This is a genomic window from Aurantivibrio plasticivorans, from assembly GCF_055392955.1.
Genome location: NZ_AP036020.1, coordinates 2,980,941 through 3,007,454, shown reverse-complemented (window position 1 = coordinate 3,007,454; position 26,514 = coordinate 2,980,941). Strand labels below are relative to the sequence as shown.

The window sequence follows — 26,514 nt, the reverse complement described above, 5'->3', positions numbered from 1 at the left end:
TTATTTTTTAAAATAAGTAATTAAGCCCAACGGAAAAGAATCCACTTTGTCGCGTTTTTTCTTCGGTCTGGATAATGCTCGAATCATAGAAGTAATGACGATAGTCAGCACGGAACTTGTAATTGCGGGAAAGCGCGATTTGATAACCCACACCCAATGTGTAGGTGAAACGTTCTTCGTCGCCGAATTGTGTGTCACCTACACCACCGACAATATAAAGTGAAGATAAATTGGCTTTCCCTTTACTGGGATACATTTCGCCGTGAAAGACTTTATAGCCCACCAGTAAGTCATAATGACGATACGTACGGTCATCGCCCGTAAAATATGGCGTTTGGCTTAGTTCAAACGACGACAAGTCAACATCTGTCTGTAAAAAGTTATATTGCAAAAAGAAGTCTTCGCTGGCTTGAAATTCGCCCGTAATACCGTAAGCCAGTTCACTACTAAAATCACCAATATTAATAATACCAACGAAAGCGCCCAGCTCGAAGACTTCCCGCTCAATGTCGATGGAACTACCCGAATGTGTCTCTTCTTCTTGGGCGCATACCGTTAGCGGTAATCCAAGCAGTGCGCTACCTAGAAAAATGCGTTGAATCCAATTGTCCATGCGTCTACTCGTTCTGTATCAAAATCGGTATCAATTACGAACCAGCGGTACTCGCCTTTGACGAGAAAATTTCGCCCAACATAATAATGGGCGCCCAGGCTATAGGTGTTGTAGCCTGATTCGTCGATAGTTAATGGCGCCAGCTTTGGCTGTGAACTAATGTCCATAATGCCGGTGCCCACGGAGATAAACGGAGATACTTGCCACTGACTAAATGGTTCAATAAGTGCGTTGGCACCGTAGAGGCTGCCACGAATATCTTGACCGTAAAACTTGCCAACTTCGATCTCAGCCTCGAGCCAACTAAGAATACGGTAGCCGACGATAGCACTGAAGGTTTCGACACTATCGAGCTCACCATCAATAAACTGGCCTGCTTTTAGTCCCGCTCGCCAGCTTCGTTGAAGGTAATCGCCATAGCTTACAGAAGGTAGGTCAGCGGGCTCACCGGAGGCTTGCATAGTCCGTGATAGTTCCGCTGTGCTGGTCCAGCCTCGATTGCCGTTTGCCGTACGAACCTCAAACCAGCCGGGGCGTTGTGTTAGCACTTTAATTTTTTCGCCTTGTTCTACCGCGTAGAACACGGGATAGCCTCTCCCTGGGCCTGTTCGCACTTCGGCATAGGGATCAATCACCGTGAGAGTTTGAGAGGCTTGCTCCTCCGGTTCGGCATAGGCCAGTTTGGTGAAGAACAATAACGACGTCAGTATCAGTAGCGCGGCGATATCTAGCCGTCGCGCTGGTGTGGGAATTTTGTTGTGGCGAACCATGGATCAGGCCCTTGAAGTATTCAATCGCTGATTAATCAGTATAAAGGAGGAGCTTTTCCTGGTTAGGCCGCGAAAGCGAATTCTGTGATTTAGCCCACTTTTGAATGATCAAAGCTGGAGCTAGCTCTCATTTTATAGTGTCTAGCGACCGGGGCGTCTGTAGGCATAGGCCTCACATTGACGTTGGTAGGCGATTTCCGTTGCTTCGTCCTCGCTAGTGATCATATCGACAGGCGTATTGGTCAGGGCTAGCAGGCGTCGCTCGAGTTGAGTCTGAAATTCGATAGTACCCTTATGGTCAATATGCTGTAGGTCGATACCGTACTGTGAGCGCAGTGCTTTCCCAACTAACAGGCTTCGGTGACAGGTAGCGGCGTCTTTCTCCGCGCAACATAGTGCGATGGAGAAACCTTTATCTAAGCCTCTGAACAGCCGCTTTAGTCCCGCTTTAAATAGCGTAGATGTCATTAAGCGCTTGAATTGGACCTGCCCTGCGTCGTTGTAGTGTGCTAGGTCCTTGGTGCGAGGTCCCAACTCTTCACCAAGGTAAACATAAGCGATGCTATGGCGTTTTAAAGTGAGTTTTAAGTTGCCCTGATGGTAGTCATGAAACACTTTACTGAATGGTACGGAACGGATATCGACCATAACGTCAATGTTAAGGGCTTTCAATTGGGTTATAAAAAGGTCAATAGGCTTTGTGGCATATCCGATACTGTAAAGGGGGATAAATTTCTCTTTGAGTGGCGGGGTACTCATATGGCTGATGCTTTACAACAAGGCTGTAGTTAAGAGTGAAAATGACTCAGAGGGGATGTGTGCCAGATTAAGACCCTTCGTTCCCCCTGATGGTGACAAGTTCGGATGTTTTAGTTAAGTCTCCTTGCCTATCTATAGCGGTTCTACTGTCATATCCTATCAGAACAAGAGGCACCGATAATGGCCTTGTTGACGCGTAGTATTCGTTTGGCTCTCATAAAGCGGCAGGAAAACCACATTCCTGCAATTTCATTGACTGATATCGTGAGAATGACCAAATCGGCGAGAGAACATGGAAAATAAATGTTTTCTATCTAACAAGAGGGGCTTCAAGTTTATTAAAACAATCATAAATGTACCGATTGAACCGAAAGAAAACTGGCGTAATTAGTTGGGAGAAATGATTTCGTAATTCGGTAATGTTGCGCCGCGAGAAAACATGGCGCGAGTCACAATTTTTTATCTTGTTAGCATGCAGTGAATATTTGATATGATTTTTTACGCTGGATTCGGCATCCATTATGAATTTCATATTTGTATAAACTGGCACTAATGTGTGGTTTTGATACCAAACATACCCCCCCAAATCAAAACTGGTTGATCTTGTAATAGCCGGCTTAAATTCTGATCCATAGAATCGTTCCACCTTTTGTTAACAGTCCTCACATAATAAATATAGGGCTGTCGGAAGGTGGTTGGTTAAAATCAATAATATATAACGATAAAATAGAGGTCATATATGAACGTAGCTAAATTTGCAAAATTGGCAGTAACCTCTGCCGTTGTTGTTTCTGGTGTTGCATTATCTGCAGGCGCTTTAGCCAGCGGTGGCGGTGGCGGCAGCAGCAACTGTAGTGTTACCGAAGTGTCCCCTTTCGGTTCTGATACTACATTTTTCGTACCAAGCGGCGGCCCAGGCACCTACAACATCCTAGGCTGGGGTAACGGAACTGGCGGTACTGTTGGTTCATACGATGGCATGCTAGAAGCAGCTGCAGAGCACTGCGTATTAGTTGCTGCTGCAGAGACTAGCCAGTCAGGTAGTGGTGCAGACGTTGAAGAAGCGGTTAACGAAGCACGCAGTCGTTACGCGAACATCGTGGGATCAAATCCAAAAATCTGTACTTCTGGTCACTCTCAAGGTGGCGGTGGTTCTTTCAACGCTGCAAACCGTCTAGGTGCTGACTGCATCATCGCGGTTCAACCAGATACTGTTTACACGGTTTCTATCTATCGCCCTGTTGCCAGCGACACCGATGTAGTATGTATTTTCACTTCTGGTGATACTCTAGCGCCAGCTTACCCATTCAACGACAGCAACTGTGAAGATAACTCTCCACGTGGTCGTTACACTATGGAAATGGGGTCTGGTACTCACTTTGCGCCAAACTCAGGTACTGGTGGTGATCCAGGTGAAATCCAACGCGAGTACATCGATCTTTGGATGCGTTAATCGTCCGCTGATCTAGCGTTCTAGAAAAAACCTCAACCTACTGGGTTGGGGTTTTTTGTCTTTATAGATTTAGGTTTTACAGTTGTTGGGTTTGTTTTCGGCAAGATGGCCAAATCATATAAAAATACCAAAAAGAGTCATCTACGATTACCTCGGCTTGGATAATGGACGTGAATTGCAACTTATTACGTTCGTTGGAATCCTACACAAACTTCACAATATTTATAAAAGCCCTTGGAGAGTTAACGCTACTTTTGAATTTAGCCCTAAGGCATAGTAAAAGTCGAAGCTCCTTTTATAACAATAATTGTATAGATTGGCTCGATTGGATTGCAGAGAGGATGTGATATGAAGAAGTATGTATCTGTCTTGGCGACAGTTATGTTAAGTACAGCATGTGTTGGTGCCTATAGTGATAAAGCCCACTCTGAGAGCATTGGAGAGCCTAAGGGGGCTGAAGAATCGGCTCATGGCCTCCAAACTCTCGATGATCGCTTTAGTTATGCCTATGGTGTCCAGCTTGGAGAAAACTTTAAGAAAGCGGACATCAACTTGAATATTGATGTTTTAGCCAGTGCGCTACGCGATGCAATTGCTGGCGAGGCAAAGATGTCTCCCGATGAGGTGATGGCAACGGTTTCTGAGCATCAAGCAGCGCGAGAGAAGAAAAAGGCTGCTGAACGGGCTATTGCAAGTAAGAAAAATAAAAAGGAAGGTGCAGCATTTCTGGCGAAAAACGTTAAGAAAGACGGCGTGATCGTGACGGAAAGTGGTTTGCAGTACAAAGTCATTCACCGTGGGGACGGCGGTTATAAACCAACCCCTGAAGATATTGTCAATGTGCATTATCGAGCGACACTGGTTGATGGAACCAAGTTCGATAGTACTTATGATCGAAATGAGCTATTCAGTAGTAAAGTGAGAAAGCTCATTCCCGGTTGGGCAGAAGCCATCCAATTAATGTCAGAAGGGGATAAGTTTGAAATCTATATTCCCGCGGATCTGGCTTATGGAGAAGAGGGCTCTGGCGACTACGTTGAGCCTCAGGCGGTTTTGATTTTTGAAGTTGAGCTTGTTGAAATCGAAAAGATGTCCTAGCGGGTGAACATGCCAAAATGTATTGGGCGATGACGGGTACCTCAGCGTTAACTTGATTTCACTCTTATTGACGAAAACCGCTGCACTTGAGTGTGGCGGTTTTTTTATGGAAATTAGTCGTTTTCCTAACGCGGCGGTATCAATACAACAGGGCTTTTTTTCGCACATTAAAGGTAGAAAACATTTCTAGATTTTTATTTTCGTTGTCAACGCGACTTATTGTTTGTGTTGAATGCTTGGTTGCAATTGATAGAACTTGATTTTAGTGGGTTATGATACTGGAAAATATTTATTTTCTTATGAGTTTCTATGCCAGCTAAAAAGGTTGTGATAAGTGTCATTAATGCATAACAATTAATAAAAATTTGGTCAGTTGAAAATCGAAATTCGTTTACAGCGTAAACCTAATTTTTTAAAAGTGCTAAAAGATGCAAATAATCGAGGTAAATAATTAAAAGAAAAATGTTAAGGGTTGCGAACAACTATTTTTTTAATAAAGCGATCGAAACGTCGTCATTGTTTTTAATTGTAAACAGAAATTTCGATATAAGTTTTAGATTTGTACATATTGGCACAAGTGCACCATGTTGATACCCAATCGTCATTAGTGGTTCAAAACTGGTCGCTGTTGTAATAGCCGTCCAATAAGGTCGCCCCCTAGAATCCTTCCACCTTTTGTGAACGCTTCCACTAGCTAATAAGTAAGGCGGCGCTACAAAAGTGTTGTTGGTTTAAATCAATACAATAAATAAGGATAACAATAGAGGTCACTTATGAAATTAGTAAAATTAGCAGCTGCGTCTGCTCTAGTATTATCTGGTGTTGTAATGTCTGGCGCTGCGCTAGCTAGCGGTGGCGGCGGTGGTAGTACCGGTTGTGGCACCATTGACGAAGTACGCGTATCTGGCGGAACCTTGTTCATCCCACGCGGCCAAAGCAACCTTAACATCATGGGTTGGGGTAACGGTACTGGTGGAACTATCGGTTCTTACGACGGCATGTTAGAAGCTGCTGCAGAGCAATGCATCATCGTTGCTGCGGCGAGCACTAGCCAATCTGGTTCAGGTCGCGATGTAGCAAGTGTCATTGAACAAGCAAAACGTCGCTCTGAAGCTGCCTCAAATCCTAAAGTGTGTACTTCTGGTCACTCACAAGGTGGTGGCGGTTCTTTCAACGCTGCACGTCGTGCTGGCGCTGACTGTGTAATCGCAGTTCAACCAGACACTGTTTACACCGTGCGCATTGACGGACCAGTATCATCTGGTACTGACGTTGTATGTATCTTCACTAGTGGTGATACTTTGGCACCTGCGTATCCATTCAATGCTTCTAACTGCCGTGCGAACTCTCCTAGCGGTCGTTACACTCAAGAATCTGGTTCAGGTAGTCACTTTGCACCAAACTCTGGTACTGGTGGTGATCCTGGTCGTTTCCAACGTGAGTACATCAACCGTTGGTTAGTTGACTAATCACGTCGAGTATTTCGGTACTTGAAAACCTCGGCCTAATGGCCGAGGTTTATCAACACCAAGTTTAAAAGATTGAAGAGTTTACGTTGATTCAGAGAAGTTGAATTCGGCATATAGAAAACCTAGAAAGATCAAGAACGATTAGAATAATAATATTGATAATATATTGTGCTGCGATACCAACCACGCTTAGCTATTCTGACGCTCAAATATAGAGTGTAGTCGTATAATAATAACGCGGAAGCATAGCGCCTTAGTGCAAGTCTGTTTATCTATTGGTTAATTGATTGGCTCGTGAAAATTTCAGTTAGTATTAAATCACTTTATATTGATTGACGAGAAAAATTCACTCATTACATTATAAATGTGGATCTGTGGTTTTTATCTTAAGTAGCGTGTTGCCAACCGTTTACGCAGTAGAAAATTACACTCACTGTAGACCGAAATGTAATCATGGCTAGCCCTGAGTTGGGTGAAATACGATGAAGCTATTGATAGGTAGCGCTATTTACACAGTGTTGTTAAGCCGTTAGAGCTCGAAAAGACGCTTAAAGGTATTTAATGAATATTCGTAACTCCGTTGTAGGGCTAGCTTTTCAGATGGCCGTGCGTCGGAGACAATCAGATCCTTTGAGAAGCTTCCCGGAGCTTCTTAGGATGCAAAAAGGTCGCTGGTACAGGGCTTAACCAACCTTGTTGGCCGCTACAGAGATGTAGCGGCCTTTTTTATGTGTGGCATTTTAGTTGATGCTGAATCTCGTGACTTTGCTAACCGTAATCAAAGCACTACCTAGGGACTTCGGCGTGACCTGTAGCGAGTGTGAACAACCTTGCAAATCGAGTCTTCCTAACCTTTTGTTTTAATGGATAAAGTTGATCTGCCAATAGAGTGGTCGTTGACTACAGGTTCATATAAAGCCGTCTATGCTTATATAGGACAGTAGGTTCTTTAGGCAGGGATGTATGGCAAATTTTTTAGTTCGTTGGTTTGGAAAACCCAAGGAGACTACGGTTGAGGCGTCTCTAAGTGAGGCGGTTGACGGGGCTGGTTCCAGCGGGGACTGCATGTGGGAGCTTGCGCTGTTCAAAAAAATTAAAGAAGTTGCTGACTTTCAGAAAGATTCTTTAGTTCGAGAGCATGCGTTAAATGAAACCCTTAGGGACATTTGGGTCCAATCGGCCGATACGTTAGAAGATATTCGCAATACAACCGCTAACTCTGCGCAAGATATGCGCAACCAGAAAAATCAGTTGGCCGAGTCTTACTCTGGCTTTGAGCAGATTCAAGTACTGTTACTAAACACCATCGATCGCCTTAAGCAAATAGGCGTTCAAACGCAAGAGTCGCGGGTGGCTGTAGATGGGTTGAGTAGTGTTAGTGAAAAAATCGAAGGGTTAGTACAAGAGATCCAGAATATCGCGGCTCAAACTAACCTATTAGCGCTTAATGCGGCGATTGAAGCTGCAAGAGCTGGTGAATCAGGCCGGGGGTTTGCTGTGGTTGCCGATGAGGTTCGTACGCTTGCTAAGCGGACCGGAGACTCATCGACAGAAATTACCGCGCTAGTTAATAAGATTGTGGCTGATACTCGTGGAGTTGCGAAAAAAATTGTTGAGTGTGAAACAAGTACATCGGAGCTTTCAAACAACACGCAACAAGTGAACGATGTTATTGGGGTAATCTCTGATATGTCGGGGCGCATGAGCCAAGTTATTAATCACGCGTCGGTTAGTAGTTTTATTCAAACAGTAAAGCTTGACCATGTCATTTGGAAAACGGAAGTCTATAAAATTCTCTGGGGATTGTCGGACAAGTCGATAGATTCATTCGCGGATCACACGAGTTGCAGGTTGGGTAAGTGGTATTACGAGGGCGATGGCTATGATCACTATCGCAAATTGTCGTCTTATAAATCTCTCGAATCGCATCACAAAGATGTACATCACTATGGTATTGCAGCGTTGAATGCCCATGTCAACGACGAAGCAGAGGAAAAAGTTGCGCACTTACGCCGGATGGAGAATGCTAGCGTCGAGGTCATCGATTTGCTGTCCAAGCTAGAAAAGGAAATCGTCGTGGCTGAGCAAGCGGAAGCGACCATTGTGAAAAAAGACGATATTCAGTTTTTCTAGATTACTATACAGTCTTCTGATCTAAACATGATTTAACCCGGTTACAGAAGCAGACCCTTCTGCGAATTAAACTCAGATAATATAAGTGCTTATTCGCTTCGCTTTCCACACTCTCCACCGAATTCTTCAGGGGTATTTCCTTGCCAATAGCGTTGAGGGTTTACGCGGGCAGGAATGTCTTTGTTAGTGACAGGGTGTTTGAAGTGAAACGGCACGGTGCCTGACTCGGGAAATGGGTGGTAGAACAAATGTGGCTCATCGGGAGTGGGAGCCCCTTGTCGTGGACAGCGAATACTGGGTGATACGCCCCAGTCGTTGTCATTGAAATTACTTGTATCGAATGACAAATTGAAGCGGTTTATTTTCCAGCGGCCTTCCTCTTTAATGAACCCCATGCGATAGATCCCTAACTGGTTGTAGCTTCTGTTTGGGACATTAAAAAAACCTGAAAACCCGATGTAATCGAATCTTGCTTCGGCCAGGTCTCCACTGTCTTTAATGGTTATTATATCTTTGACTAAATAGTGCTTAACCAGTACCCCAAAACGGTGTTCTCCTGCATCATTGCTGAGAGCTGGTGCGAGAATGTCTCGCCAAATTTTTTCGCAGCCGCTGCGCTCACGATAGAGCCCGTAGCCAGAAATTTCACAGTACTCTGTGTTCTCAGAAAATAAGTCGATAACCTCAGGAATTAGTCCGTTATCCATAAAATAGCCGTATGCGTAAGCGATACGACGAATGGCTTCGATATCTTCCTGGCTCGATATTCTTTTTTCTAGTACAGAAATGCGATCTATTAAGGTGGACTCTGTATTATTGTTGGTACATGCGCTCGTCAATAGTGCTACCAAGCAGTAAAACCCCAGGTGCATGAATCGCATTGCTTATTCCTTTTGGTTGAGTCGGCTAAGGTGGTTTAGATTCTGTTGTATCTTAAGCTTTTTATAGTGAGAAACTAGCAGTGCTCTAGGCTATAAAGCAACAATTTTTATGGAGGCTGTTTGAAGCCCGATTTCTTGACGAATATGGTTAAGCAAATGACGGTTAATTACTTTATCTAGCTTCCTTGGTGCAGACTGCTAGATCTGAATATATCAGCACCGCTTTTAAGAGCGGCGTTCACACTCTATAGCGCGCTGGGATGTTTTAATCGCGTGCTCACAACAGTTATTTCTAAGCTACTATTTATTAATGGTACAGAGGATATTATGTGAGAGCCTGTAGATGGCTGAACACCTTGGGTTAGCTAAAAAGGGTTTTGCGTTTGGTATTGCGCTCCTAATAAGTGCAATGGTACCACTGTGTGTGATGGCAAACGACCTACAGTCAGCCGATAGTCTCCCAAGTGCGCAAATCACAGGAGGTATTCAATTTCTAGAAGACCCCTCATTAACATTGCAATTCAATGATGTCCTGCGCTCAACAGGCTGGCTGCCAGCTGACCAGGAAACGTTTAACCGAGGGTTTACAGCCTCAGCATGGTGGCTCAAGTTTACTGTAAGTGGTGGTTTGGGCCGGCCTCAGCAACTTGTCGTCAGTAGCTCGTTATACGAAACATTAGATATTTGGGTGATTGAAGAAACGAGTAGATCACCGAGTGTTAATGGAAACGCAATAAAGCACTACGCGCTTGGATTATCTAGACCCCTCACCAATAAACCGATCAATCACCGTCATAACATTATTCCCTTGGGGGTGGTTGACGATGATCGGGTTGAAGTGGTTATGCGCGTGACATCCGACGCAGGACTCGTTGTACCCATCCGGGTTTGGGAGGATAGGTCATTTTGGCAGCACGACATTCTTGAAAGCGTGTTTTTCGGCGTCTTTATTGGCTCAACTCTTCTATTCGCTTTTTACAACTTTCTGCTCTTTGTTACCGTTCGAGATGGAGCCTTTTTGGGGTACGTCTTTTGGGTTTTAGCCATGGGAATGAGTGGTGCCGTGTTTGAAGGCTGGGCAGGTCAATGGTTGTGGCCAGAACATGCCGCGGCGACCATTTATTTCCTAAAAGTGCTTTTTGCGTTTAATCAATTGATTACCATAGTTTTCACTATGTTGTTTCTAAAAACGTATTGCATGCCCTACGCTATACGCTGGCTGGTTAACGCTTGGGTCTTGTTTTATCTTGTGTTGTGGTTAAGTGCTGTTGCTGATTTTCAATATGCTCCGCTGATAAGCCTTACGATGTCAACGATTCCATTGAATTTTGGTATTTGTATTTTTGTCGCAATCTATGCCTTGCGTCGAGACTTTGAATCCCCCGCGAAGTATTACCTTATTGCCTGGACTGCATTTTTTGTGGGAGCCTTAATTTGGGTCGCTGCGAGAACCAATATCATTTCTGCAAATAGCTGGACAGATCGGGCGGTGCAAATTGGTATTCTTTTGCAGATGCTGTTTTTATCTTTAGCATTGGGAAATCGTATCAATACAGAGCGTAAGCTCCGTATGCAAGCCAAGAAATCTGAGATAGAAGCGTCTGCAGAGAATAGAGCAAAGTCTCGATTTCTTGCGACAATGAGTCACGAGATACGAACACCTATGAATGGAATTCTAGGCATGGCAGAACTTCTTAGTGACACCGAATTGAACAAATTCCAAACTGATTATTTGGCGGTTATTCGTCGTTCTGGTCAGGGATTGTTATCAGTCATTAACGAGATCCTTGATCTTTCGAAACTAGAAGCTGGAAAAATATCACTCGAATCGTTACCTATTCAATTGTCAAAAATTTTGGATCAATGTTTATCTTTATTTGCATATGAAGCGCAACGCAAGAATATTTCATTGACCTTTGAGCTAGATGAAAATGTTCCTGAGGTGGTGGTTGGTGACGAGAATAGACTTCAGCAGGTGCTCATCAATTTGCTAGGGAATGCAGTGAAGTTTACACACGACGGAAAAATTAACGTTAGCGTATCGTTGGTTGGCGATTTACAGAGGTCGGAAAGGTTAGGCCTTGTCGATGATTTGTTATTACGTTTTTCTATTTGCGATACCGGTATCGGTATAGAGCACGATCGCCTCGAGCGATTGTTTGATGCTTTTGAGCAAGCCGATGAAAGCACTACCCGAAAATATGGTGGTACAGGTTTAGGGCTTACTATAAGCCAGAAATTAGTGCTATTAATGGGGGGGGATATTGGTGTTAACAGCACTGTGGGGGAGGGGACTGAATTTTGGTTTACGTTACCATCAAAAATTGCAAATACCGATCAGTATGAGGGGATTTCAAAACCAATTGAACTCAACGATCCGCCTGTTGCAAAAACTAAACTCCAGGGGCGGGTTGTAGTCGTTGAAGACAATGAGGTGAATCAGTTAGTCATACGTGGGCTACTCAAGAAACTGTCGATTGAGCCTGTTATTCTTAATTCAGGTAAAGAGGCCATTGAATACTACCATGCACATCACGAAGAAACGGCTTTAGTTCTTATGGACTGTGAGATGCCTGAGATGGATGGGTATCAATGCACGCGATTGATTCGTACATTCGAAACGGAACATAGTTTATCACCCGTAACTATTTTAGCGTTGACGGCCCATGCGATGCGCGAGCATGTTGATAAAAGCCGGGAGGCGGGTATGGATGGGCACATTGCGAAACCCATTGATTTCAAACAACTAGAACAGGTGATCTCGAGTTATTTAGTAAAACCTGTAGAGTCTACGGACCTAAAAAGGAACGATGAATAGGCCAGCTATCTCGTTATGCCGCTAAGATAATAAAAAGCAGTTGCAACGAGCCTATTATAAAACCCAGAACGGCGCCGAGTAGTTCGATAAAGCGGAACTCTTTTGCAAGAATATCGTAAAGCATCTTTTCCAATCGGTCAGTAGAAAAGCTTTTCACTCGATCTTCGACGAGTGTTCGCACATCCAATGCCCCACTGTTGCTTTGCGTGAGCTTTTCAACCAGTTCAGGTAGTTGAACCATTAGTTCGTCGGCGAAGGTAGCTTTTAATTTGGTCAGTGTGCGCGAGCGAAGAAGAAAATTGGATACAGGTACGGCTTTTCCCAGCTTTTCTCGTATAAATCTTTCAGTATGATTGTCAATAAATGCCTCATAAATCTTCCGGCTTTTATCGTTGGTCAGTTGAAGGCTTAGGTCATTGGATGATAGCAGGTCCGTCGCTACGATGACGCCTAGTTGCGTTGCGATGTCAGGTTGCCTTCTCGGTAGAATCCCCTGAACCGTATAACCCAACACCTTAACCGGGCGACGCGGGTGAAAAAGCATTTTGATTGCAATGAAATTTGTTATCCAGCCGATCAAAGCTGTAATAAAAGGTAAAGAAAACAATGCAAAAGAGTATTGCTCTAGGAGCGTGTGCATCCGCAAACCTGCGCCAGTAGTGATGTAGATAAGATATGTTCGAAATTTTGAATTTCAACCCGCCATTCGTTTTACCGTTGAGTGTTATTCATGTTTGTTGAAACTTGTGGGTACAATAACCCATCATTGAAATCCTAACCTATTGGTTGAAGTGCAAACTATTTTTGGAGATGTCCATGAGAAACAATGACAGTCTAATGATGATCATAAAACCGCTGGCGAGAGCTACGCTGTTTGTGACCTTTGGGGCGTCCCTGGTTGCTTGTAGCACCCAGGACACTCAACCTGGTAAGGCAGTCTCTCAGCCTTTTGACCTTACCGGGACTTGGACAAACATATCTTTAACGAGGCTTACTCGGCCTGCAGGCGTTGACAAGCTAGTGTTAAGCCCAGAGGAGGCCGCCGCTCAGATCGCCGGCACCAGCATCGCGGGGTTATCTCCAGATGATGCAGATGATGCCGATGTTGTAGACCCTAATCTAGGCGCGCCGCCCAAGGGTGGTCGAGATTTTGGTGTTCGAGGCTACGATTCATTCTGGACAGATCCAGGGTCGTCTTTAGCGCTCGTCAAGGGAGAGTTTCGATCATCCTTCATAGTTGAACCCGAGAACGGGCAGATCCCGGCCCTTAAAGAGCCGAAGGTTGATATTGGTCGCGCTAACTTCGGATCAAGGTATGTCACCGGAATCGGCGGAAACTCTGACCCAGAGGCATTGCCAATCGCAGAGCGCTGTTTAATTGGCTTTGGCAATACGGGTGGCCCAGGCATGATGGGTACGTTGTACAACAGTAATTACCAGTTTGTACACACTGAAAGCCATTTTATGATTCTCGTCGAAATGAATCACGATGTCCGCGTAGCACCGATTTTTGCGTCAAAAGAGGAGGCGCAAGCGAATCACAGGCCTGAGCCTCTCAAGCCCTGGTTGGGTGACTCAGTGGCGTGGTACGAAGGTGATACCTTAGTGGTTGAAACCACTAACCTAAACCCTCTTCAAATGTCGCAAAGCCGCGTCGCGATTTCTCCCGAAGGTCGTTTTATAGAACGTTTTAGTCGTTACTCGGATTCTGAAGTGTTCTATCAATTTACCGTTGAGGATGACAATTTATATTCTCAGCCATGGACCGCGGAACTCAGTTTTCATGCTACGGAAGGACCTATCTATGAATATGCGTGTCATGAAGGTAATTATGCAATGGAAGGTATTTTAGCGGGCGCTCGTAAGCAAGAACGAGAGAAATAATTAGCTAAAAGCGGTGTCTTTAGTTTAAGGGCCACTCGACAAACCCTAGAGGTGCGTCGCGTGGCCTTTTTTATTTGCCTTCTTTCTTCAGTCTTTATCGTAAGGAGGGGAAATGGTTTTTCTGTAGCATTTTCCTTGTTTCCACCAACTCTCTGGAATTATTTGGAAAAGTATTTCTCGCTAATATTTTCTCTTTCTTTTTTTACACTTCATTTCACTTTTGCAGACCGAGGCAGATTGTTTAAAGTATGAGTGGTATGTATGATGAACGTACGGTCAATAATGATTTGGGTGACAACCACTTTTTATTGGTACGTAATTTTGTTTCAAAGCAATAATTTAATAATAAAAACACTACATCTACACCAACCGAATTCTCCGTCTTTATAGCGATGGACGGGTTATTCGCAGCGCTAAGTGATTGGTTTACGTTGGTAATAAAAATACAAAGAAGTTCTATCGCGCTATCGACTAAATAAAAATTCTAATTTTTCGTTTTTTCAAGAACGGTTTTGGTTTGGCTGCTTCATTTGAGGTGGTGTGGTTTCTTGCGCATAAAATTTTGTAATGCAAATCCTTAATAATACAAATAGAAGTGGGAGGAAAGAGGTGTACAAATCTACTTTTAACTTAGGGCGTATCACGGCGTTAGCGGCCCTAATTGGGGGGGCGCAGTATGTGACTGCCCAAGATAATACAATGGAAGAAATCGTCGTAACGGGTTCTTTGATTAAGGGCACTCCAGAGGACTCCACCATTCCTGTTGATACGATCTCTGCTGAAGAACTAGACAAGCAAGGGGCACCTCCTCCGCTTGAAATGCTTAAAAACCTTTCCTATATGAACGGCATTGTGGGTGAGAGCAACCAGTTTACGGGCGGTAGAGGTCAAGCTGCACAAGGTACGGCGTCGATTAACCTCCGTGGATTGGGTGCAACTCGGACGTTGGTTTTGCTCAACGGCAAGCGATTGTCTTCGGGTGATGCGAACCGGCTTCCAACCAATGCAATTGCTCGCGTTGAGGTGCTTAAAGACGGTGGCGCTGTTACCTATGGTTCAGATGCTATTGGTGGGGTTGTAAACTACATCACCAAAGAAGGCGTTGAAGGTTTCGAAGCCTCAGTCGATTACCGGTCTATTCCTGACTCCGATGGCGACTACAATATTGGCTTAACTTGGGGAATGGTTTCAGACAATTCCGATTTTTTCACTTCATTGAATTACTATCACCGCTCCCAGCTGGCCATTATCGATCGTGATTGGGGTATTCAGCCTTACACCACAAACCCAGAAGGTGGTTGGGGTTCTGGTGCGAATCCCGGTTCGTTTAGAGGTACTTCTTTTGGCGCATTTGTAGGTAACAATTTTGTTGATCCTGCATGTGAGGATGTGGGAGGCGTTTTAACAACGGGCGCTTTACCTGATCCAAATGGTTCCACTTGTCGAACCCAATACACTATCTGGGATAATTTTGTTGAAGAGCAAGATTCTTATCAGTGGTTTGCTGGATACAATTTGGACCTAACAGAATCCACTCGTTTGCATGTTGAGGCGCTATACGCCTACACCGATGTTCCTCATGCGAATACAACGCCTGGCTATACGACGGCTAACTCAGTACCTTCAGGCTCTGCACTGAATCCGTACTATTTGATTCCTGCGTCAAATCCCGGGCTCCAAGATCTTGTCGCGCAAGGTGTTTATAACAACTTTGGTTTTCTCCCTGCACTTGGGATCTTAAATAATTGGCGACCATTTTTCTCTGGCGGTAATCCTCTATTTGGTTATGAAGAGGCGTATACAGCGTACGAGAGAGATCAATTCCGTTTGTCTACAGAATTAACGGGTGACCTCACAGATACTCTGAGCTACAGAACTTCTTTGACTTACTCTTCCGCAGAAAGCGAGCGTAAAGAGTGGGATATGCGGATTGATCGTCTAGTCGCTGCATTAAATGGTTTTGGTGGATTCGATTGTGATAACGTCACAGCGGGCGCTAATGGTTGTGAATATTTCAACCCATTTTCTTCGGCCTATCCAAGTAACCCAGTTCTCGGTCTAGAAAACCCATACTACGATGAAACACTCGCCAACTCACCAGAGCTTGTCGATTGGTTGATGGATCAACATGCTTCTACCACTAAAGGTGAAAATGTTGAGTTCAATTTCTTGTTAACGGGTGACTTAGGTGTTGAGCTCGCCGGTGGTGCTGTTGATTGGGCGGCCGGTATGCAGTATCGACATGAAACCGACGAGGCTGATTACTCCGATTTTAATAATCAGCTGGTAAATCCGTGCCCTGTTTACGGTGATACCTCGTGTCCTCCAGAGCAGCGCGGTGCAAGCCCTTGGATTTTCTTGGCGACCTATACTCCCTACGAGTATGATCGAGAAGTGAAAGCCGTGTTTGGCGAAATGCAGTTACCTATCACCGATGCAGTTAATTTGCAGCTCGCGGCGCGTTATGAAGATTATGGAAATATCGGCGGCGATAGTTTTGACCCTAGCCTTCGCTTGCGAATACAAGCAACGGATTGGATGGCCTTTCGTTTTTCCGCTGGTACAACTTTTAGAGGCGTACCACAGACAACATTGAGTCCTAATGGTGCTACTGGCTTCCAGTTTGTTAACGGCAATAGCACGCCAGTTGTGACGACAGGTAACCCCGATTTGGTACCGGAAGAGTCGACCAACTACAACGTAGGTGTCATGTTTGCTGGTGAAAACTTTGACCTCAACATCGATTACTGGCGTTTTGATCTCGATAAAGTGATTACCGCGGAACCCATTTCTGGCATTGTGGCGGGTGTTGCGGTGTGTGATCCGGCATTCCTCTCGTACGTTGAGTTGAGTGGTCCATGTGGTGATGTGAATACCAATATTACAAAAGTCACGCGTTCCAGTATCAATGGCGCGGGTCGTATGAATGATGGTATTGACATCCAAGGTAGCTATACCTGGGATGACGTTGCATCGGGTGCGCTGAGTTTAGGGTTATCGGCAACTCGTATTCTTCACTTCGAAACAGAAGATCTTATTGTGGATGGTGTCGTTTTTGAGCAAGGTTTTGATGGAGTTGGTCAATTCAACGCGCAAACCACGCTATTTCCACTACCTGCTTGGAGAGGAAATGTATTCCTAAACTACGCGTTTGGTTCTCAAAATATCCGCTGGTCTGCTCAATTTGTAGATAGCTATGAAGACCAAAGAGCGTCGGTTGATTTCACCAATTTCCCCGAGGGGCAGAAAATCGATTCAATCGTCACTCATAACGTGACGTATCGTTGGGATGTCAATGACGCGCTCACCCTAACAGGCGTTATTGATAACCTGACGGATGAAGATCCTCCCTTCGCACGAACTGAAATTAACTACGATGCGGTGACGCATACCCCGCTAGGTCGCACCGTAAAAGTGGGTGCTAAATACCGCTTTTAATGAATCGAGGGAGGGCGCGTAAAGTGCCTTCCCCGTGTGTTTCATTTAAATTTTTATCGTGTAGGTTTGCAGTTGGTGTAATGATTCTGAAGCTTCCCCTGGCTTAGTTGTAGAACTAGGAGTAGTTCTCAGCGTTTTGGATTGCGTTTCACTTAGATCTACTCGTTTAGCGGCTTTAAAGCCGCTTTTTTTGTTTTCTAGTGTCGCTAATTATCATAGTCGTAAAAGTAAAATTCTGCGCCAGTAATGCCCTAATAGTGTTCGTCTGCACCATGCCTAAGCGTATGGCTGTACTGGCATGAGGCATTCTCTATCAGAATCACGAAAAGATCGCCTTTATTGTCACCAATTTGATCAATATGCTCTCGGAAACCTGTGGTTTAATACTTGCATAATGGCCCCTTGGCTTATTACGAAAATTATTATTACAAAACAAAACCATTAGAGAGCAAATGTCCTATGCAATTTACTAAACCAATGATTGAGCTGGTTTATGAAATTCGTAAACGGGTTCCATCAGACCTGAAGCCAGCGGTTAAGTTAGCAAATCCAGAGCTTATCCCTGAGCTAATCGAAGCCTATCGCGACTCCCGTGATACGATTCTCAAAACGCTGATTCGAGCACTATGCGAACAAGCTGGCCCAGCTTGGCTAGACGCATTGGATTCTCCACCTGCGACTCACTCCAAACTATCGGTGCATATTTATCGAGGTAATGTGCAGCATAAGGAGAGGGAAGCCAGTACCGGGGATTCGACTGCCGTTATGGAGCGCAAGCGAAAAATATACAGAGGCAGGGTGGTCGCCGGCTAGTAAAGAGGCGCCTACCACCGTTACCCAAAGTACCCCTTTAGTTCGTAGTGGTAAAGCACGTGTTGTGTTTCGCCATAGCGGTGTTATATCTGTATCTATTGCATGGGAATAGGTATCATTGCCTGAAAATAATTTGTGGCCCATCGTTCGATAGGGTCTGTTGATTTCCTATGCGCGATCACAAAAAAACCTCGTCGAAAGATGAAAGCTCGGGCGCCCCGCTAAATTTAGCGCTGTCTGAATCGCAGGTCAGACTGTGGTTGCAAGCGGTGATTGATAGTGGGGTGTTGGGCAGGTCTAAAGTTTATGTTGAGCTACTTCAGTATTTTGTTGATAGTGCGTGCAGAGGCCACATTCCGAAGGAAATCGAACTAGCTATTGAGGTTCTTCATAAGTCAACAGACTTTGACGTCGCAAAAGATTCGTCTGTTCGCGTTTATATCCATCAATTACGAAAAAAAATCGACAATTATTTTGAAAAATATGACCAGTATGATGGCTATGTTATTAAGCTGCCAAAAGGTCAGTATCAACTTGTTGCAACGCCCTATAGTAAGCCATTGAGTCTTTCTGCCGGAGATTCTCCTCCGCGTAGACACTCGAAATTACTCATTCCCCTTCTGCTCTGCATCGTGATTTTATTGGGCGTGAATATTAGCTATCTGTTTTTTGAAAAAATTGAGCGCGACGCACTCCCTTATACAGGCAGCATGCGAGAGAGTATTTTTTGGCAGCCCCTTATCGATAGCAATGCTCCGATTTTACTTGTATTGGGCGACTACTATATTTTTGGGGAATTGGATCGGGCGGGAAATATTTCTCGAATGGTACGCGAGTTTGATGTCAATTCAGCCAATGATTTAGAGGTTAAGCTTATCGCTGCTCCGGAGTTATCTGGCCGCTATTACGATCTTGATCTTACTTATGTACCGGAGGGCGGAGCGCTAGCCCTTAATTCAATACTGCCTCAGCTCCATTCCTTGGGACGCCCAGTCCACATGAAAATGATGTCGACACTTTCAGTAGCGGATATTCGCGAAAATAATATTATTTATATTGGCTATGTCAGTGGCCTGGCGAAGTTACGGTCCTTTGTGTTTGCTGCGTCGCACTTTACCATTGGTGAAAACTATGATGAGTTGCTGGAAAAAAACAGCGGTGAGTCCTACGTAAGTGACGCGGGCTTACCTGCAAAGAATCGAGCGTTTGTGGATTATGGATTGATTTCGCGTATCGCGCTTGGTTCTGATGTATCTCTTTATAGCGTGAGCGGTCTAAGGGATGCAGGGTTAACCGAAGCTGCGGATATCATCATGAGCGACTCATTTTCTGAGAAGCTTAAAAAGCGGATAGGTGGTCAAGCAGCGAGTGCTTCGCTAGAGGTGCTCATCGAGGTTCGAGGCATGGACCGTTCTAATTTTAGCTCGTCCGTGTTGCGTTCTGAGCTCCTCGATTCAGATTCTTTGTGGGAGAGTTCTGAGGTTCCGTCATCGCTACAGTATTAGTTTTTTGTATCTTTGATTGTTTGGTAAACTGACGGTCTTTTACTATTTTCTGCTCGTTTAAGTTCGAGAGCTAATATGCCTGATCCAAATACACCGATTCCGTTTGGTTTGCCGAGAGAAAAAGGCGAACAGACTGACCGAAAATTTATTGAAGCTCTCGCGCGGGGCTTGGACGTGTTGAGAGCTTTTCAACCCGGCGATGGATTTTTAGGGAATCAAGAAATAGCCCAGAGGACTGGTTTACCAAAGTCTAGTGTGTCCCGTTTTACCTATACACTGACTAAATTGGGTTACCTAACCTATTCAGAGCGACTCGAAAAGTATCAGCTAGGTAGTGGTGTGTTGGCGCTTGGCTATGCATACGTTTCAAATCTGGCTATTCGCCAAGTGGCGAAGCCGTTGATGCAGGAGCTCGCAGAGAATACGGGCACTGCCGTTGGCTTGGCCTGCCGCGATCGCTTAGATATGCTGTATATTGAATATTGCGCGCCCACCAAGGTGAAAACGTTTCGCCAAGAAGTGGGTGATCGTTTATCGATGGCAACTAGTTCCATCGGGCGAGCCTATTTGGCGGCACTGCCCGATGATGAGAGAGCGTATTTCATTCACTACATCAGTAAAAAAGTGGGTGATGATTGGCCAGCTGTGAATGAAGGCGTCGAAGAAGCCGTTAAATCCTACCGGGAAAAAGGGTACTGCACATCATTCGGTGACTGGGATAAGGATGTGAATGGTATTTCTGTGCCGCTGGTATTAGGGGAAGGCCACATCTATACATTGAACTGTGGCGGTCCTAAATATCGCTTGTCGGTGGATTATTTGAAGACAGAAGTGGCTCCACAGTTAAAGAATATGGTGAGGAATATAGAGGCGACGATAATTCGTTACTAATTATTTAAATGTTATAAATAAAAAACGGAGCCAATTGGCTCCGTTTTTTATTACTACACTTGCGTTTAGCAGCTTATAGCTCAGCGAAACGTTGAGTGTGCCAGTCAGTGCTACCGTAAGTGAACTGAATAGTCGTCAAACGCTTGAAGTAGTGACCTACATCTAGTTCTTCAGTCACACCGATACCACCGTGGATTTGAATTGACTCTTGGCCAACCAAACGTGCAGCTGCACCTACACGGCTTTTTGCAGCAGAGATTGCTTTCTTATCAACGCCGCCAGCAAGATCAGACTTCATTGCTGCCATTAAAACAACTGACTTAGCTTGCTCATGTTCGATGAACATTTCAGCCATGCGATGTTGTAGCGCCTGGAAAACTGAAATAGTTACGCCAAATTGCTTACGCGTTTTAGTGTACTCAACGGTTTTCTTGTAAGACATTTCCATCGCACCCATGGCTTCAGCACACACAGCCAAAGTCGCACGCTCGATGATTTTCTCAACAACAGGAAGCGCTTTACCTTCTTCGCCGAGAAGATTTGCCGCAGGAACCGTTACGTTGTCAAACTTAACTTCACCACCACGCGCACCGTCTTGTGTCGCGTAACCGTTGATGCTTAGGCCTGCAGTATCTTTATCAACCAACAACAAGCTGATGCCATCTTGGTCGCGTTGGTCGCCAGAGGTGCGAACAGCAACAATGATTTTGTCAGCGTTTGGCGCATTCAAAACTGCTGCTTTTGCGCCGTTGATGACGTAGTTGTCACCAGACTTTTCAGCTTTAGTAGTAATGTCAGCAAGGTTGTAACGTGCTTGTGGTTCGTTGTATGCGAACGCTAATTGCAATTCGCCACCCATCAATTGAGCAAGTAACTCTTCTTTTTGCTCTGCGCTGCCAGCTTCAGCGATCAAGCCGCCACCTAAGATAACAGTCGGAACGATTGGCTCAACTACGATACCTTTACCTAATTCTTCCATTAGGCCAACGATATCAACTGCAGTGCCGCCAAGACCGCCGTCTTCTTCTGTAAAAGGAACCATCAACCAACCTAGCTCGGCGAATAGTTTCCAGTTGTCTTTGCTGTAACCTTCGTCACTTGCAACGATGGCAACACGAGTGTCCCAGTCGTAATCATTGTTGACAAATTTAGCAACGCTATCGCGTAGCATTTGTTGTTCTTCGCTATAGGAAAAATCCATTGTCGTTTCTCCAGAATTCTTTAATTAAAAGCGTTGAATGAAAGTGGGGGCTTAAAGGCCCAACACCGCTTTAGCAATAATGTTGCGCTGTACTTCGTTACTGCCGCCGTAGATAGATGCTTTACGGTTATTGAAGTAAACAGGGCCTGAGTTGGCTGCGGTACCAGGGCCGACAGGTTCGCCGTCGAAGCCTTCCATAAATTGCTCTTTCACGAATGGAACGCAGTAGTAACCAGCTACTTCAACGTTGAGTTCATCAATGCGTTGCGCGATTTCAGAGCCTTTAATTTTCAGAATTGAAGATTCAGGTCCAGGTGCTTTACCCGTTGAAACAGCAGACAGAGTGCGGAGCTCGGTGTACTCAAGTGCAAGAAGATCGATCTCTAATTGAGCCACTTTTTGTTTGAACGAGGAATCTTCCATCAAAGATGGGCCGCCGTTGCTAGTTTCTGCCGCTTTCTTCTTCAGGCCTTCTAAACGTACTTTAGAGTTAGCAACGCGGGCAATATCAGTACGCTCATGAGTCAACAAGACTTTCGCGTAAGTCCAGCCTTTACCTTCTTCACCGATCAAGTTTTCTGCTGGTACGCGAACGTTGTCGAAGTGAACTTCGTTAACTTCACGGTGACCGTCGAGCGTAATAATTGGAGATACAGTGATACCAGGGGTCTTCATGTCACATAGAATGAAGCTAATCGAGGTTTGGTTCTTCTCACCAGGTGCACCGGTACGAACCAAACAGAAAATCCAATCAGCGAAGTGACCCAGAGTTGTCCAGGTTTTAGTACCGTTGAGGATGTAATCATCACCATCGCGTACAGCAGTAGTTTTTAGAGAAGCCAAATCAGAACCAGCGTTTGGCTCTGAGTAACCCTGACACCACCAAACGTTTGAGTTAAGGATGTCTGGAAGGAAGCGCTGCTTTTGCTCTTCGTTACCGAAGCTGTAAATAACAGGAGCAACCATTTTGATACCAAACGCCATGACTTCGAGAGCGCTTGCTTTCGCACATTCGTTGGCCCAAATGTATTTTTGAGTAGGGGTCCAACCAGTACCGCCGTACTCTACTGGCCAGTTAACCGCTGCCCAGCCTTTTTCGGCTAAGATTTTTTGCCACTCAACCCAGTCTTCTTTTTCTAGGTGGATGCCATTGCGCACTTTGTTTTGAATACGCTTGGGGTATTTTTCTTCAAGAAATTGGCGAGCTTCTTCTTGGAATGCCAACTCTTCTGGTGAAAAATCAACGTTCATAATGATTACTCCAGTGTTTTAAATTCAATTAACTCGCATCACGAATCATGTTGCGGGCAATAACGATTTGTTGGATCTGGGTAGTACCTTCGTACAAGCGGAATAGGCGCACATCTCGGTAAAAGCGCTCAACCGCATATTCAGCCATATAGCCTGCGCCACCGTGGATTTGTACGGCGCGGTCAGCTACTCGGCCCACCATTTCAGTAGCGAACAGCTTGCAGCAAGATGCTTCGGTACTAATTTGGTGGCCTTCATCACGTTTCCGAGCGGCTTCCAGCACCATCGCTCGGGCCGCATAGGCTTCGGCTTTGGAGTCTGCAAGCATGGCTTGAATGAGTTGGTGTTCGGCAATCGGTTTGCCGAATTGCTTTCTTTCGATAGCAAATTGTAGAGCATCGTCAATTAATCGTTCTGCTGCGCCGGTTGCTACACCGGAGATGTGTAAGCGACCGCGATCGAGTACTTTCATTGCGGTAATGAAGCCTTCGCCTTCTTTACCGCCAATCAAAGCGTCGGCTGGTACGCGGCAATCTTCGAAGATGACGTCAGAGGTGGTCGAGCCCGCTTGGCCCATTTTCTTGTCAATTGGGCCGAGAGTAATGCCTGGTAGAGTTGAATCTACCAAAAAGGCTGATACGCCGCGAGCGCCTTTGATCTCTGGGTTTGTGCGCGCCATAACAGTGAAAGTTCCAGCGCGGGAGGCATTGGTAATATAGCGCTTGGTGCCGTTCAGGATATAGTGGTCACCATCACGTACCGCGGTTGTTTTTACTGCCGCAGAGTCTGAACCTACATCTGGCTCAGTTAAGCAAAATGAGCCAATTGTTTCGCCAGAGGCATATAAAGGAAGGTATTTCTGTTTTTGCTCTTCGGTGCCGTCAAACACGATTGCTGCGGAACCAATGCCATTGTTGGTACCGATAAGAGAGCGGAAAGCGGGAGATGTCTTACCAAGTTCGAAGGCTACCAGCACTTCTTCTTCCATGGTCAAACCCATGCCGCCGTATTCTTCAGGAATAGTTAGACCAAAAAAGCCTAGGTCTTTCATTTCCTGAACGACATCATCGGGAATTTTATATTCTTCAGCCACTTGGGCTTCTAGGGGGATTAACCGGTCGCGAACGAAGCGAGACACAGTATCCAGGATTTGGTTGAGAAACTCCTGGTCACGGATCATAACCGAACCTCAATTTAGGTGATGTGAAATGACAGTAAATCCGTCATATTTTAGGGCGCAGCATTTTAACGCGGATTACGCCTCAATGCTCGCACTGAAAAGTGCGGAGTAGTATGCCACAATTCCGCATCGTGGAACACCTGTATCACAAATTGACTCAATAGTCCCTATTAATAATCTTGGTTGTTTTGTATCAATAACATTGATTAATCGTGTTTATGTTAGGGTGGATTCGCATTAGCCAACTGCTATATCATACGGCACCCCGATTGACTGGCGAGCATCGAATCAATAGCCGCCGACACGTAGCGACTCAAATGTCACCCAAGGTCAGTATCGGCCTAGTGATTTGGCTAGAAGTTTGCAGTCGCCATCTTACTTGCCGTGCGGTTCGCACAGGCAGCATAAACATAAAAAGAGAGACCTTAGTTGGAAAGAGTACTCGACAATAATACTGACGCGCCCCGACTTGCCAACTTAGCAGATGTCCTGGCGTATGAGCAGGAAGCAAGCTGTGAAGAGCGCTTCCCGATCACCAACAGCTATGCCTTGATGAAAGAAGCCGCTGCGCGGTACGGTGATGACCTAGCCCTACAGCTTTTACCAACCGGCGCCGAAAACGAGGCGACGATCGACGTTAGCTACAATCAGCTGCTCGCAAAATTAACTCAAACTGCCAACATGCTCAGTCATCTGGGTGCCCAGGTGGGTGACCCCATTGCCATTATGCTGACCAACATGCTCCACAGCCATTATGCGATTTGGGGTGCTCAAGTGTTGGGTGTGGCAGCTCCCCTCAACCCCGTGTTGGATGCTGAGCACCTTGTTGAAATTGTTAATACCGCGGGTTCTAAATTTTTAATTACAATGGCGCCGCCGCACAGTGACTCTAATCATTGGGCCAGGGTGGAGGCACTGTTAGACGGCGCACCGCAAATCGAAACTTTGATTGTGGTTGAATTGCCTGGCTATACGCAGATTGATTTTAAATTTGAGAAGAAAGGTGTAAATGTCATTAATTATGACGAGTGCATCGGTCAGCAGCCAGCCGATCATTTGATTTTTGATCGGGAAATCAGAGGCGATGATGTTGCTGCCTACTTCCACACCGGAGGGACAACCGGGCGGCCCAAAATAGCACAAGTTACACATCACAATATTGCGTGGTCAGGCCAAGTTATAGAAGACTTAGTGCGTTATCGCGGTCGCTTCCCGATTATGTCTGCGTTGCCGATGTTTCATATTTATGGATTGATCGCAGCAGGTATCGGCACATTATTCGCGGGTCGTTCAATCTTGATAATGACGCCGGACGGATTTAGAAATCCTAATGTGATCAAACTGTGGTGGCATCATGCAGCACGTTATCGCATTGTTGCCTTTGCCGCCGTGCCGACGATATTGGCCGCATTGCTGCAGCTTCCCGCAGGCGATAACGATTTATCTTGCCTACAAGACGTCGGCTCTGGTGCTGCCCCCTTACCAAAACAATTGCGTAAAGAATTCGAAAATACATTTGATGTCCGAGTGTCAAATGGTTGGGGCATGACAGAAACTTGCTCGCTTGGAACCCGTCAAATTCCCGAATCGCCGGCACCGGAAGGGAGTGTTGGTGCGCGGTTTCCGTATTGTGAGTTGCGCATAGTCGAACTAGATGGCACTAACGTTGTTCGCGACTGTGATGTTCATCAGTCTGGGGTGCTTATCTTACGTGGTCCGAATATTTTCAAAGGCTATCTCAACCCAGAAGACAATGCGAAAGCATGGGTAGACGGGGATTGGTTTAATACTGGCGATGTTGCTTATGTTGACTCAGATGGGTTTGTGACGCTCACAGGGCGAGCCAAGGACTTAATTATCCGCGGTGGCCATAATATTGATCCCGTCACAATCGAGGAGCCTCTGTTAAAGCACGCCGCCGTCGCGCAAGTTGTCGCGATTGGTCAACCAGATGCCTATGCAGGCGAACTACCGGTTGCTTATGTGGAACTCAAGCCAGAATTTAATGGCAGAGTGACAGAAGATGAATTGCTTGCCTATTGCCAAGACTCGATTGCAGAGCGAGCGGCTATTCCTAAGCGAATTGAGTTTGTGAAAGAAATGCCAATGACTGTTGTGGGTAAATTCTTTAAACCAGAATTACGTAACCGCTCAATCTGCTTTGTGCTAAATAACGCCATGCAAGAGCAAGGAATTTTCGGTGAAGTTTCGGCAGAGTTCGATCAGGCAAGGGGCCATGTGGCGACGGTCAAATTACATAAAAGCGAGCAGCACGATTTAGCTCGCGAGGTGTTAGAAAGATTCCCGGTAGTGATCGATTTTTGCTAGCACTCGAGTGTTAGCGGATCATTCAAGGG

Annotated in this window: 19 protein-coding genes; 11 read left to right on the top strand and 8 right to left on the bottom strand. The window is 45.4% G+C overall.

Translation table 11 applies throughout. The features are described 5' to 3' along the window. Positions 1 to 7 precede the first annotated feature (7 nt). From ACZ5NB_RS13490 to ACZ5NB_RS13480, 3 genes are all read right to left on the bottom strand, one after another. Positions 8 to 613 (bottom strand): outer membrane beta-barrel domain-containing protein, encoded by a 606-nt coding sequence (locus tag ACZ5NB_RS13490; RefSeq protein WP_460234457.1) that lies wholly within the window; start codon positions 611 to 613, stop codon positions 8 to 10. Then, positions 583 to 1,383 (bottom strand): SH3 domain-containing protein, encoded by an 801-nt coding sequence (locus tag ACZ5NB_RS13485; RefSeq protein WP_460234456.1) that lies wholly within the window; start codon positions 1,381 to 1,383, stop codon positions 583 to 585. Before ACZ5NB_RS13485 ends, ACZ5NB_RS13490 begins: the two co-directional genes overlap by 31 nt. A 141-nt stretch (positions 1,384 to 1,524) precedes the next feature. Beyond that, positions 1,525 to 2,142 carry a DUF488 domain-containing protein gene (locus ACZ5NB_RS13480; protein ID WP_460234454.1) on the bottom strand — a complete coding sequence of 206 codons (618 nt, stop codon included), beginning with the start codon at positions 2,140 to 2,142 and terminating at the stop codon, positions 1,525 to 1,527. Positions 2,143 to 2,881: 739 nt separating this feature from the next. Between ACZ5NB_RS13480 and ACZ5NB_RS13475 the strand changes: the two genes are divergently transcribed. The 4 genes from ACZ5NB_RS13475 (at position 2,882) to ACZ5NB_RS13460 (ending at position 8,295) form a co-directional block, all read left to right on the top strand. Next, the gene (locus ACZ5NB_RS13475; protein WP_460234453.1) at positions 2,882 to 3,595 is read left to right on the top strand and encodes a hypothetical protein; all 714 of its coding nucleotides are present in this window, start codon (positions 2,882 to 2,884) and stop codon (positions 3,593 to 3,595) included. A gap of 348 nt (positions 3,596 to 3,943) precedes the next feature. Next, on the top strand, positions 3,944 to 4,693 hold the full coding sequence (locus ACZ5NB_RS13470; RefSeq protein ID WP_460234452.1) for an FKBP-type peptidyl-prolyl cis-trans isomerase N-terminal domain-containing protein: 750 nt from the start codon (positions 3,944 to 3,946) through the stop codon (positions 4,691 to 4,693). A gap of 773 nt (positions 4,694 to 5,466) precedes the next feature. Continuing rightward, on the top strand, positions 5,467 to 6,162 hold the full coding sequence (locus tag ACZ5NB_RS13465) for a hypothetical protein (protein ID WP_460234451.1): 696 nt from the start codon (positions 5,467 to 5,469) through the stop codon (positions 6,160 to 6,162). A gap of 963 nt (positions 6,163 to 7,125) precedes the next feature. Then, a complete protein-coding gene (locus tag ACZ5NB_RS13460) occupies positions 7,126 to 8,295 on the top strand; it encodes a methyl-accepting chemotaxis protein (protein ID WP_460234450.1) in 1,170 nt (389 codons plus the stop codon). An 89-nt stretch (positions 8,296 to 8,384) separates the two neighbouring features. On the opposite strand, the gene ACZ5NB_RS13455 is transcribed toward ACZ5NB_RS13460, so the two are convergent. Then, on the bottom strand, positions 8,385 to 9,176 hold the full coding sequence (locus ACZ5NB_RS13455; RefSeq protein ID WP_460234449.1) for a nuclear transport factor 2 family protein: 792 nt from the start codon (positions 9,174 to 9,176) through the stop codon (positions 8,385 to 8,387). A gap of 343 nt (positions 9,177 to 9,519) precedes the next feature. Here ACZ5NB_RS13455 and ACZ5NB_RS13450 point away from each other — a divergent pair, with 343 nt between their 5' ends. After that, a complete protein-coding gene (locus ACZ5NB_RS13450; protein ID WP_460234448.1) occupies positions 9,520 to 11,994 on the top strand; it encodes a hybrid sensor histidine kinase/response regulator in 2,475 nt (824 codons plus the stop codon). A gap of 13 nt (positions 11,995 to 12,007) precedes the next feature. Here the strand turns inward: ACZ5NB_RS13450 and ACZ5NB_RS13445 are convergent, their stop codons facing one another. Next, positions 12,008 to 12,634, bottom strand: coding sequence for a DUF445 domain-containing protein (locus ACZ5NB_RS13445; RefSeq protein ID WP_460234447.1), 627 nt, complete (start codon positions 12,632 to 12,634; stop codon positions 12,008 to 12,010). A 176-nt stretch (positions 12,635 to 12,810) separates the two neighbouring features. On the opposite strand from ACZ5NB_RS13445, the gene ACZ5NB_RS13440 reads away from it, so the two are divergent. From ACZ5NB_RS13440 to ACZ5NB_RS13420, 5 genes are all read left to right on the top strand, one after another. Further along, positions 12,811 to 13,878 carry a hypothetical protein gene (locus ACZ5NB_RS13440; protein WP_460234446.1) on the top strand — a complete coding sequence of 356 codons (1,068 nt, stop codon included), beginning with the start codon at positions 12,811 to 12,813 and terminating at the stop codon, positions 13,876 to 13,878. 609 nt (positions 13,879 to 14,487) lie between these two features. Beyond that, entirely contained in the window at positions 14,488 to 17,316 is a 2,829-nt protein-coding gene (locus ACZ5NB_RS13435; RefSeq protein ID WP_460234445.1) for a TonB-dependent receptor domain-containing protein, read from the top strand. Positions 17,317 to 17,775: 459 nt separating this feature from the next. After that, entirely contained in the window at positions 17,776 to 18,129 is a 354-nt protein-coding gene (locus ACZ5NB_RS13430; RefSeq protein WP_460234444.1) for a hypothetical protein, read from the top strand. Positions 18,130 to 18,299: 170 nt separating this feature from the next. Continuing rightward, entirely contained in the window at positions 18,300 to 19,634 is a 1,335-nt protein-coding gene (locus tag ACZ5NB_RS13425; RefSeq protein WP_460234443.1) for a hypothetical protein, read from the top strand. A gap of 75 nt (positions 19,635 to 19,709) precedes the next feature. Beyond that, positions 19,710 to 20,525: an IclR family transcriptional regulator gene (locus ACZ5NB_RS13420; RefSeq protein WP_460234441.1), complete on the top strand. Its 816-nt coding sequence runs from the start codon at positions 19,710 to 19,712 to the stop codon at positions 20,523 to 20,525. A gap of 73 nt (positions 20,526 to 20,598) precedes the next feature. Here the strand turns inward: ACZ5NB_RS13420 and ACZ5NB_RS13415 are convergent, their stop codons facing one another. Genes ACZ5NB_RS13415 through ACZ5NB_RS13405 form a run of 3 tightly spaced genes read right to left on the bottom strand, consistent with a single transcriptional unit; the run spans position 20,599 to position 24,157 of the window. Beyond that, a complete protein-coding gene (locus ACZ5NB_RS13415; RefSeq protein WP_460234440.1) occupies positions 20,599 to 21,726 on the bottom strand; it encodes an acyl-CoA dehydrogenase family protein in 1,128 nt (375 codons plus the stop codon). Positions 21,727 to 21,777: 51 nt separating this feature from the next. Then, positions 21,778 to 22,977, bottom strand: a complete 1,200-nt coding sequence (locus ACZ5NB_RS13410) for an acyl-CoA dehydrogenase family protein (protein WP_464107557.1) — start codon at positions 22,975 to 22,977, stop codon at positions 21,778 to 21,780. Between the two features lie 28 nt (positions 22,978 to 23,005). After that, positions 23,006 to 24,157 carry an acyl-CoA dehydrogenase family protein gene (locus tag ACZ5NB_RS13405; RefSeq protein WP_460234438.1) on the bottom strand — a complete coding sequence of 384 codons (1,152 nt, stop codon included), beginning with the start codon at positions 24,155 to 24,157 and terminating at the stop codon, positions 23,006 to 23,008. Positions 24,158 to 24,586: 429 nt separating this feature from the next. Here ACZ5NB_RS13405 and ACZ5NB_RS13400 point away from each other — a divergent pair, with 429 nt between their 5' ends. Next, the gene (locus ACZ5NB_RS13400; protein ID WP_460234437.1) at positions 24,587 to 26,485 is read left to right on the top strand and encodes an acyl-CoA synthetase; all 1,899 of its coding nucleotides are present in this window, start codon (positions 24,587 to 24,589) and stop codon (positions 26,483 to 26,485) included. The last annotated feature ends 29 nt before the right edge of the window (positions 26,486 to 26,514 follow it).

Bases quoted from the DNA above. Each gene is read 5' to 3' on its own strand.
- ACZ5NB_RS13440 (WP_460234446.1), top strand. From the start codon at position 12,811: ATGAGAAACAATGACAGTCTAATGATGATCATAAAACCGCTGGCGAGA.
- ACZ5NB_RS13415 (WP_460234440.1), bottom strand. From the start codon at position 21,726: ATGGATTTTTCCTATAGCGAAGAACAACAAATGCTACGCGATAGCGTT.
- ACZ5NB_RS13485 (WP_460234456.1), bottom strand. From the start codon at position 1,383: ATGGTTCGCCACAACAAAATTCCCACACCAGCGCGACGGCTAGATATC.
- ACZ5NB_RS13410 (WP_464107557.1), bottom strand. From the start codon at position 22,977: ATGAACGTTGATTTTTCACCAGAAGAGTTGGCATTCCAAGAAGAAGCT.
- ACZ5NB_RS13450 (WP_460234448.1), top strand. From the start codon at position 9,520: ATGGCTGAACACCTTGGGTTAGCTAAAAAGGGTTTTGCGTTTGGTATT.
- ACZ5NB_RS13475 (WP_460234453.1), top strand. From the start codon at position 2,882: ATGAACGTAGCTAAATTTGCAAAATTGGCAGTAACCTCTGCCGTTGTT.
- ACZ5NB_RS13455 (WP_460234449.1), bottom strand. From the start codon at position 9,176: ATGCGATTCATGCACCTGGGGTTTTACTGCTTGGTAGCACTATTGACG.
- ACZ5NB_RS13465 (WP_460234451.1), top strand. From the start codon at position 5,467: ATGAAATTAGTAAAATTAGCAGCTGCGTCTGCTCTAGTATTATCTGGT.
- ACZ5NB_RS13470 (WP_460234452.1), top strand. From the start codon at position 3,944: ATGAAGAAGTATGTATCTGTCTTGGCGACAGTTATGTTAAGTACAGCA.
- ACZ5NB_RS13490 (WP_460234457.1), bottom strand. From the start codon at position 613: ATGGACAATTGGATTCAACGCATTTTTCTAGGTAGCGCACTGCTTGGA.
- ACZ5NB_RS13420 (WP_460234441.1), top strand. From the start codon at position 19,710: ATGCCTGATCCAAATACACCGATTCCGTTTGGTTTGCCGAGAGAAAAA.
- ACZ5NB_RS13480 (WP_460234454.1), bottom strand. From the start codon at position 2,142: ATGAGTACCCCGCCACTCAAAGAGAAATTTATCCCCCTTTACAGTATC.
- ACZ5NB_RS13425 (WP_460234443.1), top strand. From the start codon at position 18,300: ATGCGCGATCACAAAAAAACCTCGTCGAAAGATGAAAGCTCGGGCGCC.
- ACZ5NB_RS13445 (WP_460234447.1), bottom strand. From the start codon at position 12,634: ATGCACACGCTCCTAGAGCAATACTCTTTTGCATTGTTTTCTTTACCT.
- ACZ5NB_RS13430 (WP_460234444.1), top strand. From the start codon at position 17,776: ATGCAATTTACTAAACCAATGATTGAGCTGGTTTATGAAATTCGTAAA.
- ACZ5NB_RS13405 (WP_460234438.1), bottom strand. From the start codon at position 24,157: ATGATCCGTGACCAGGAGTTTCTCAACCAAATCCTGGATACTGTGTCT.
- ACZ5NB_RS13460 (WP_460234450.1), top strand. From the start codon at position 7,126: ATGGCAAATTTTTTAGTTCGTTGGTTTGGAAAACCCAAGGAGACTACG.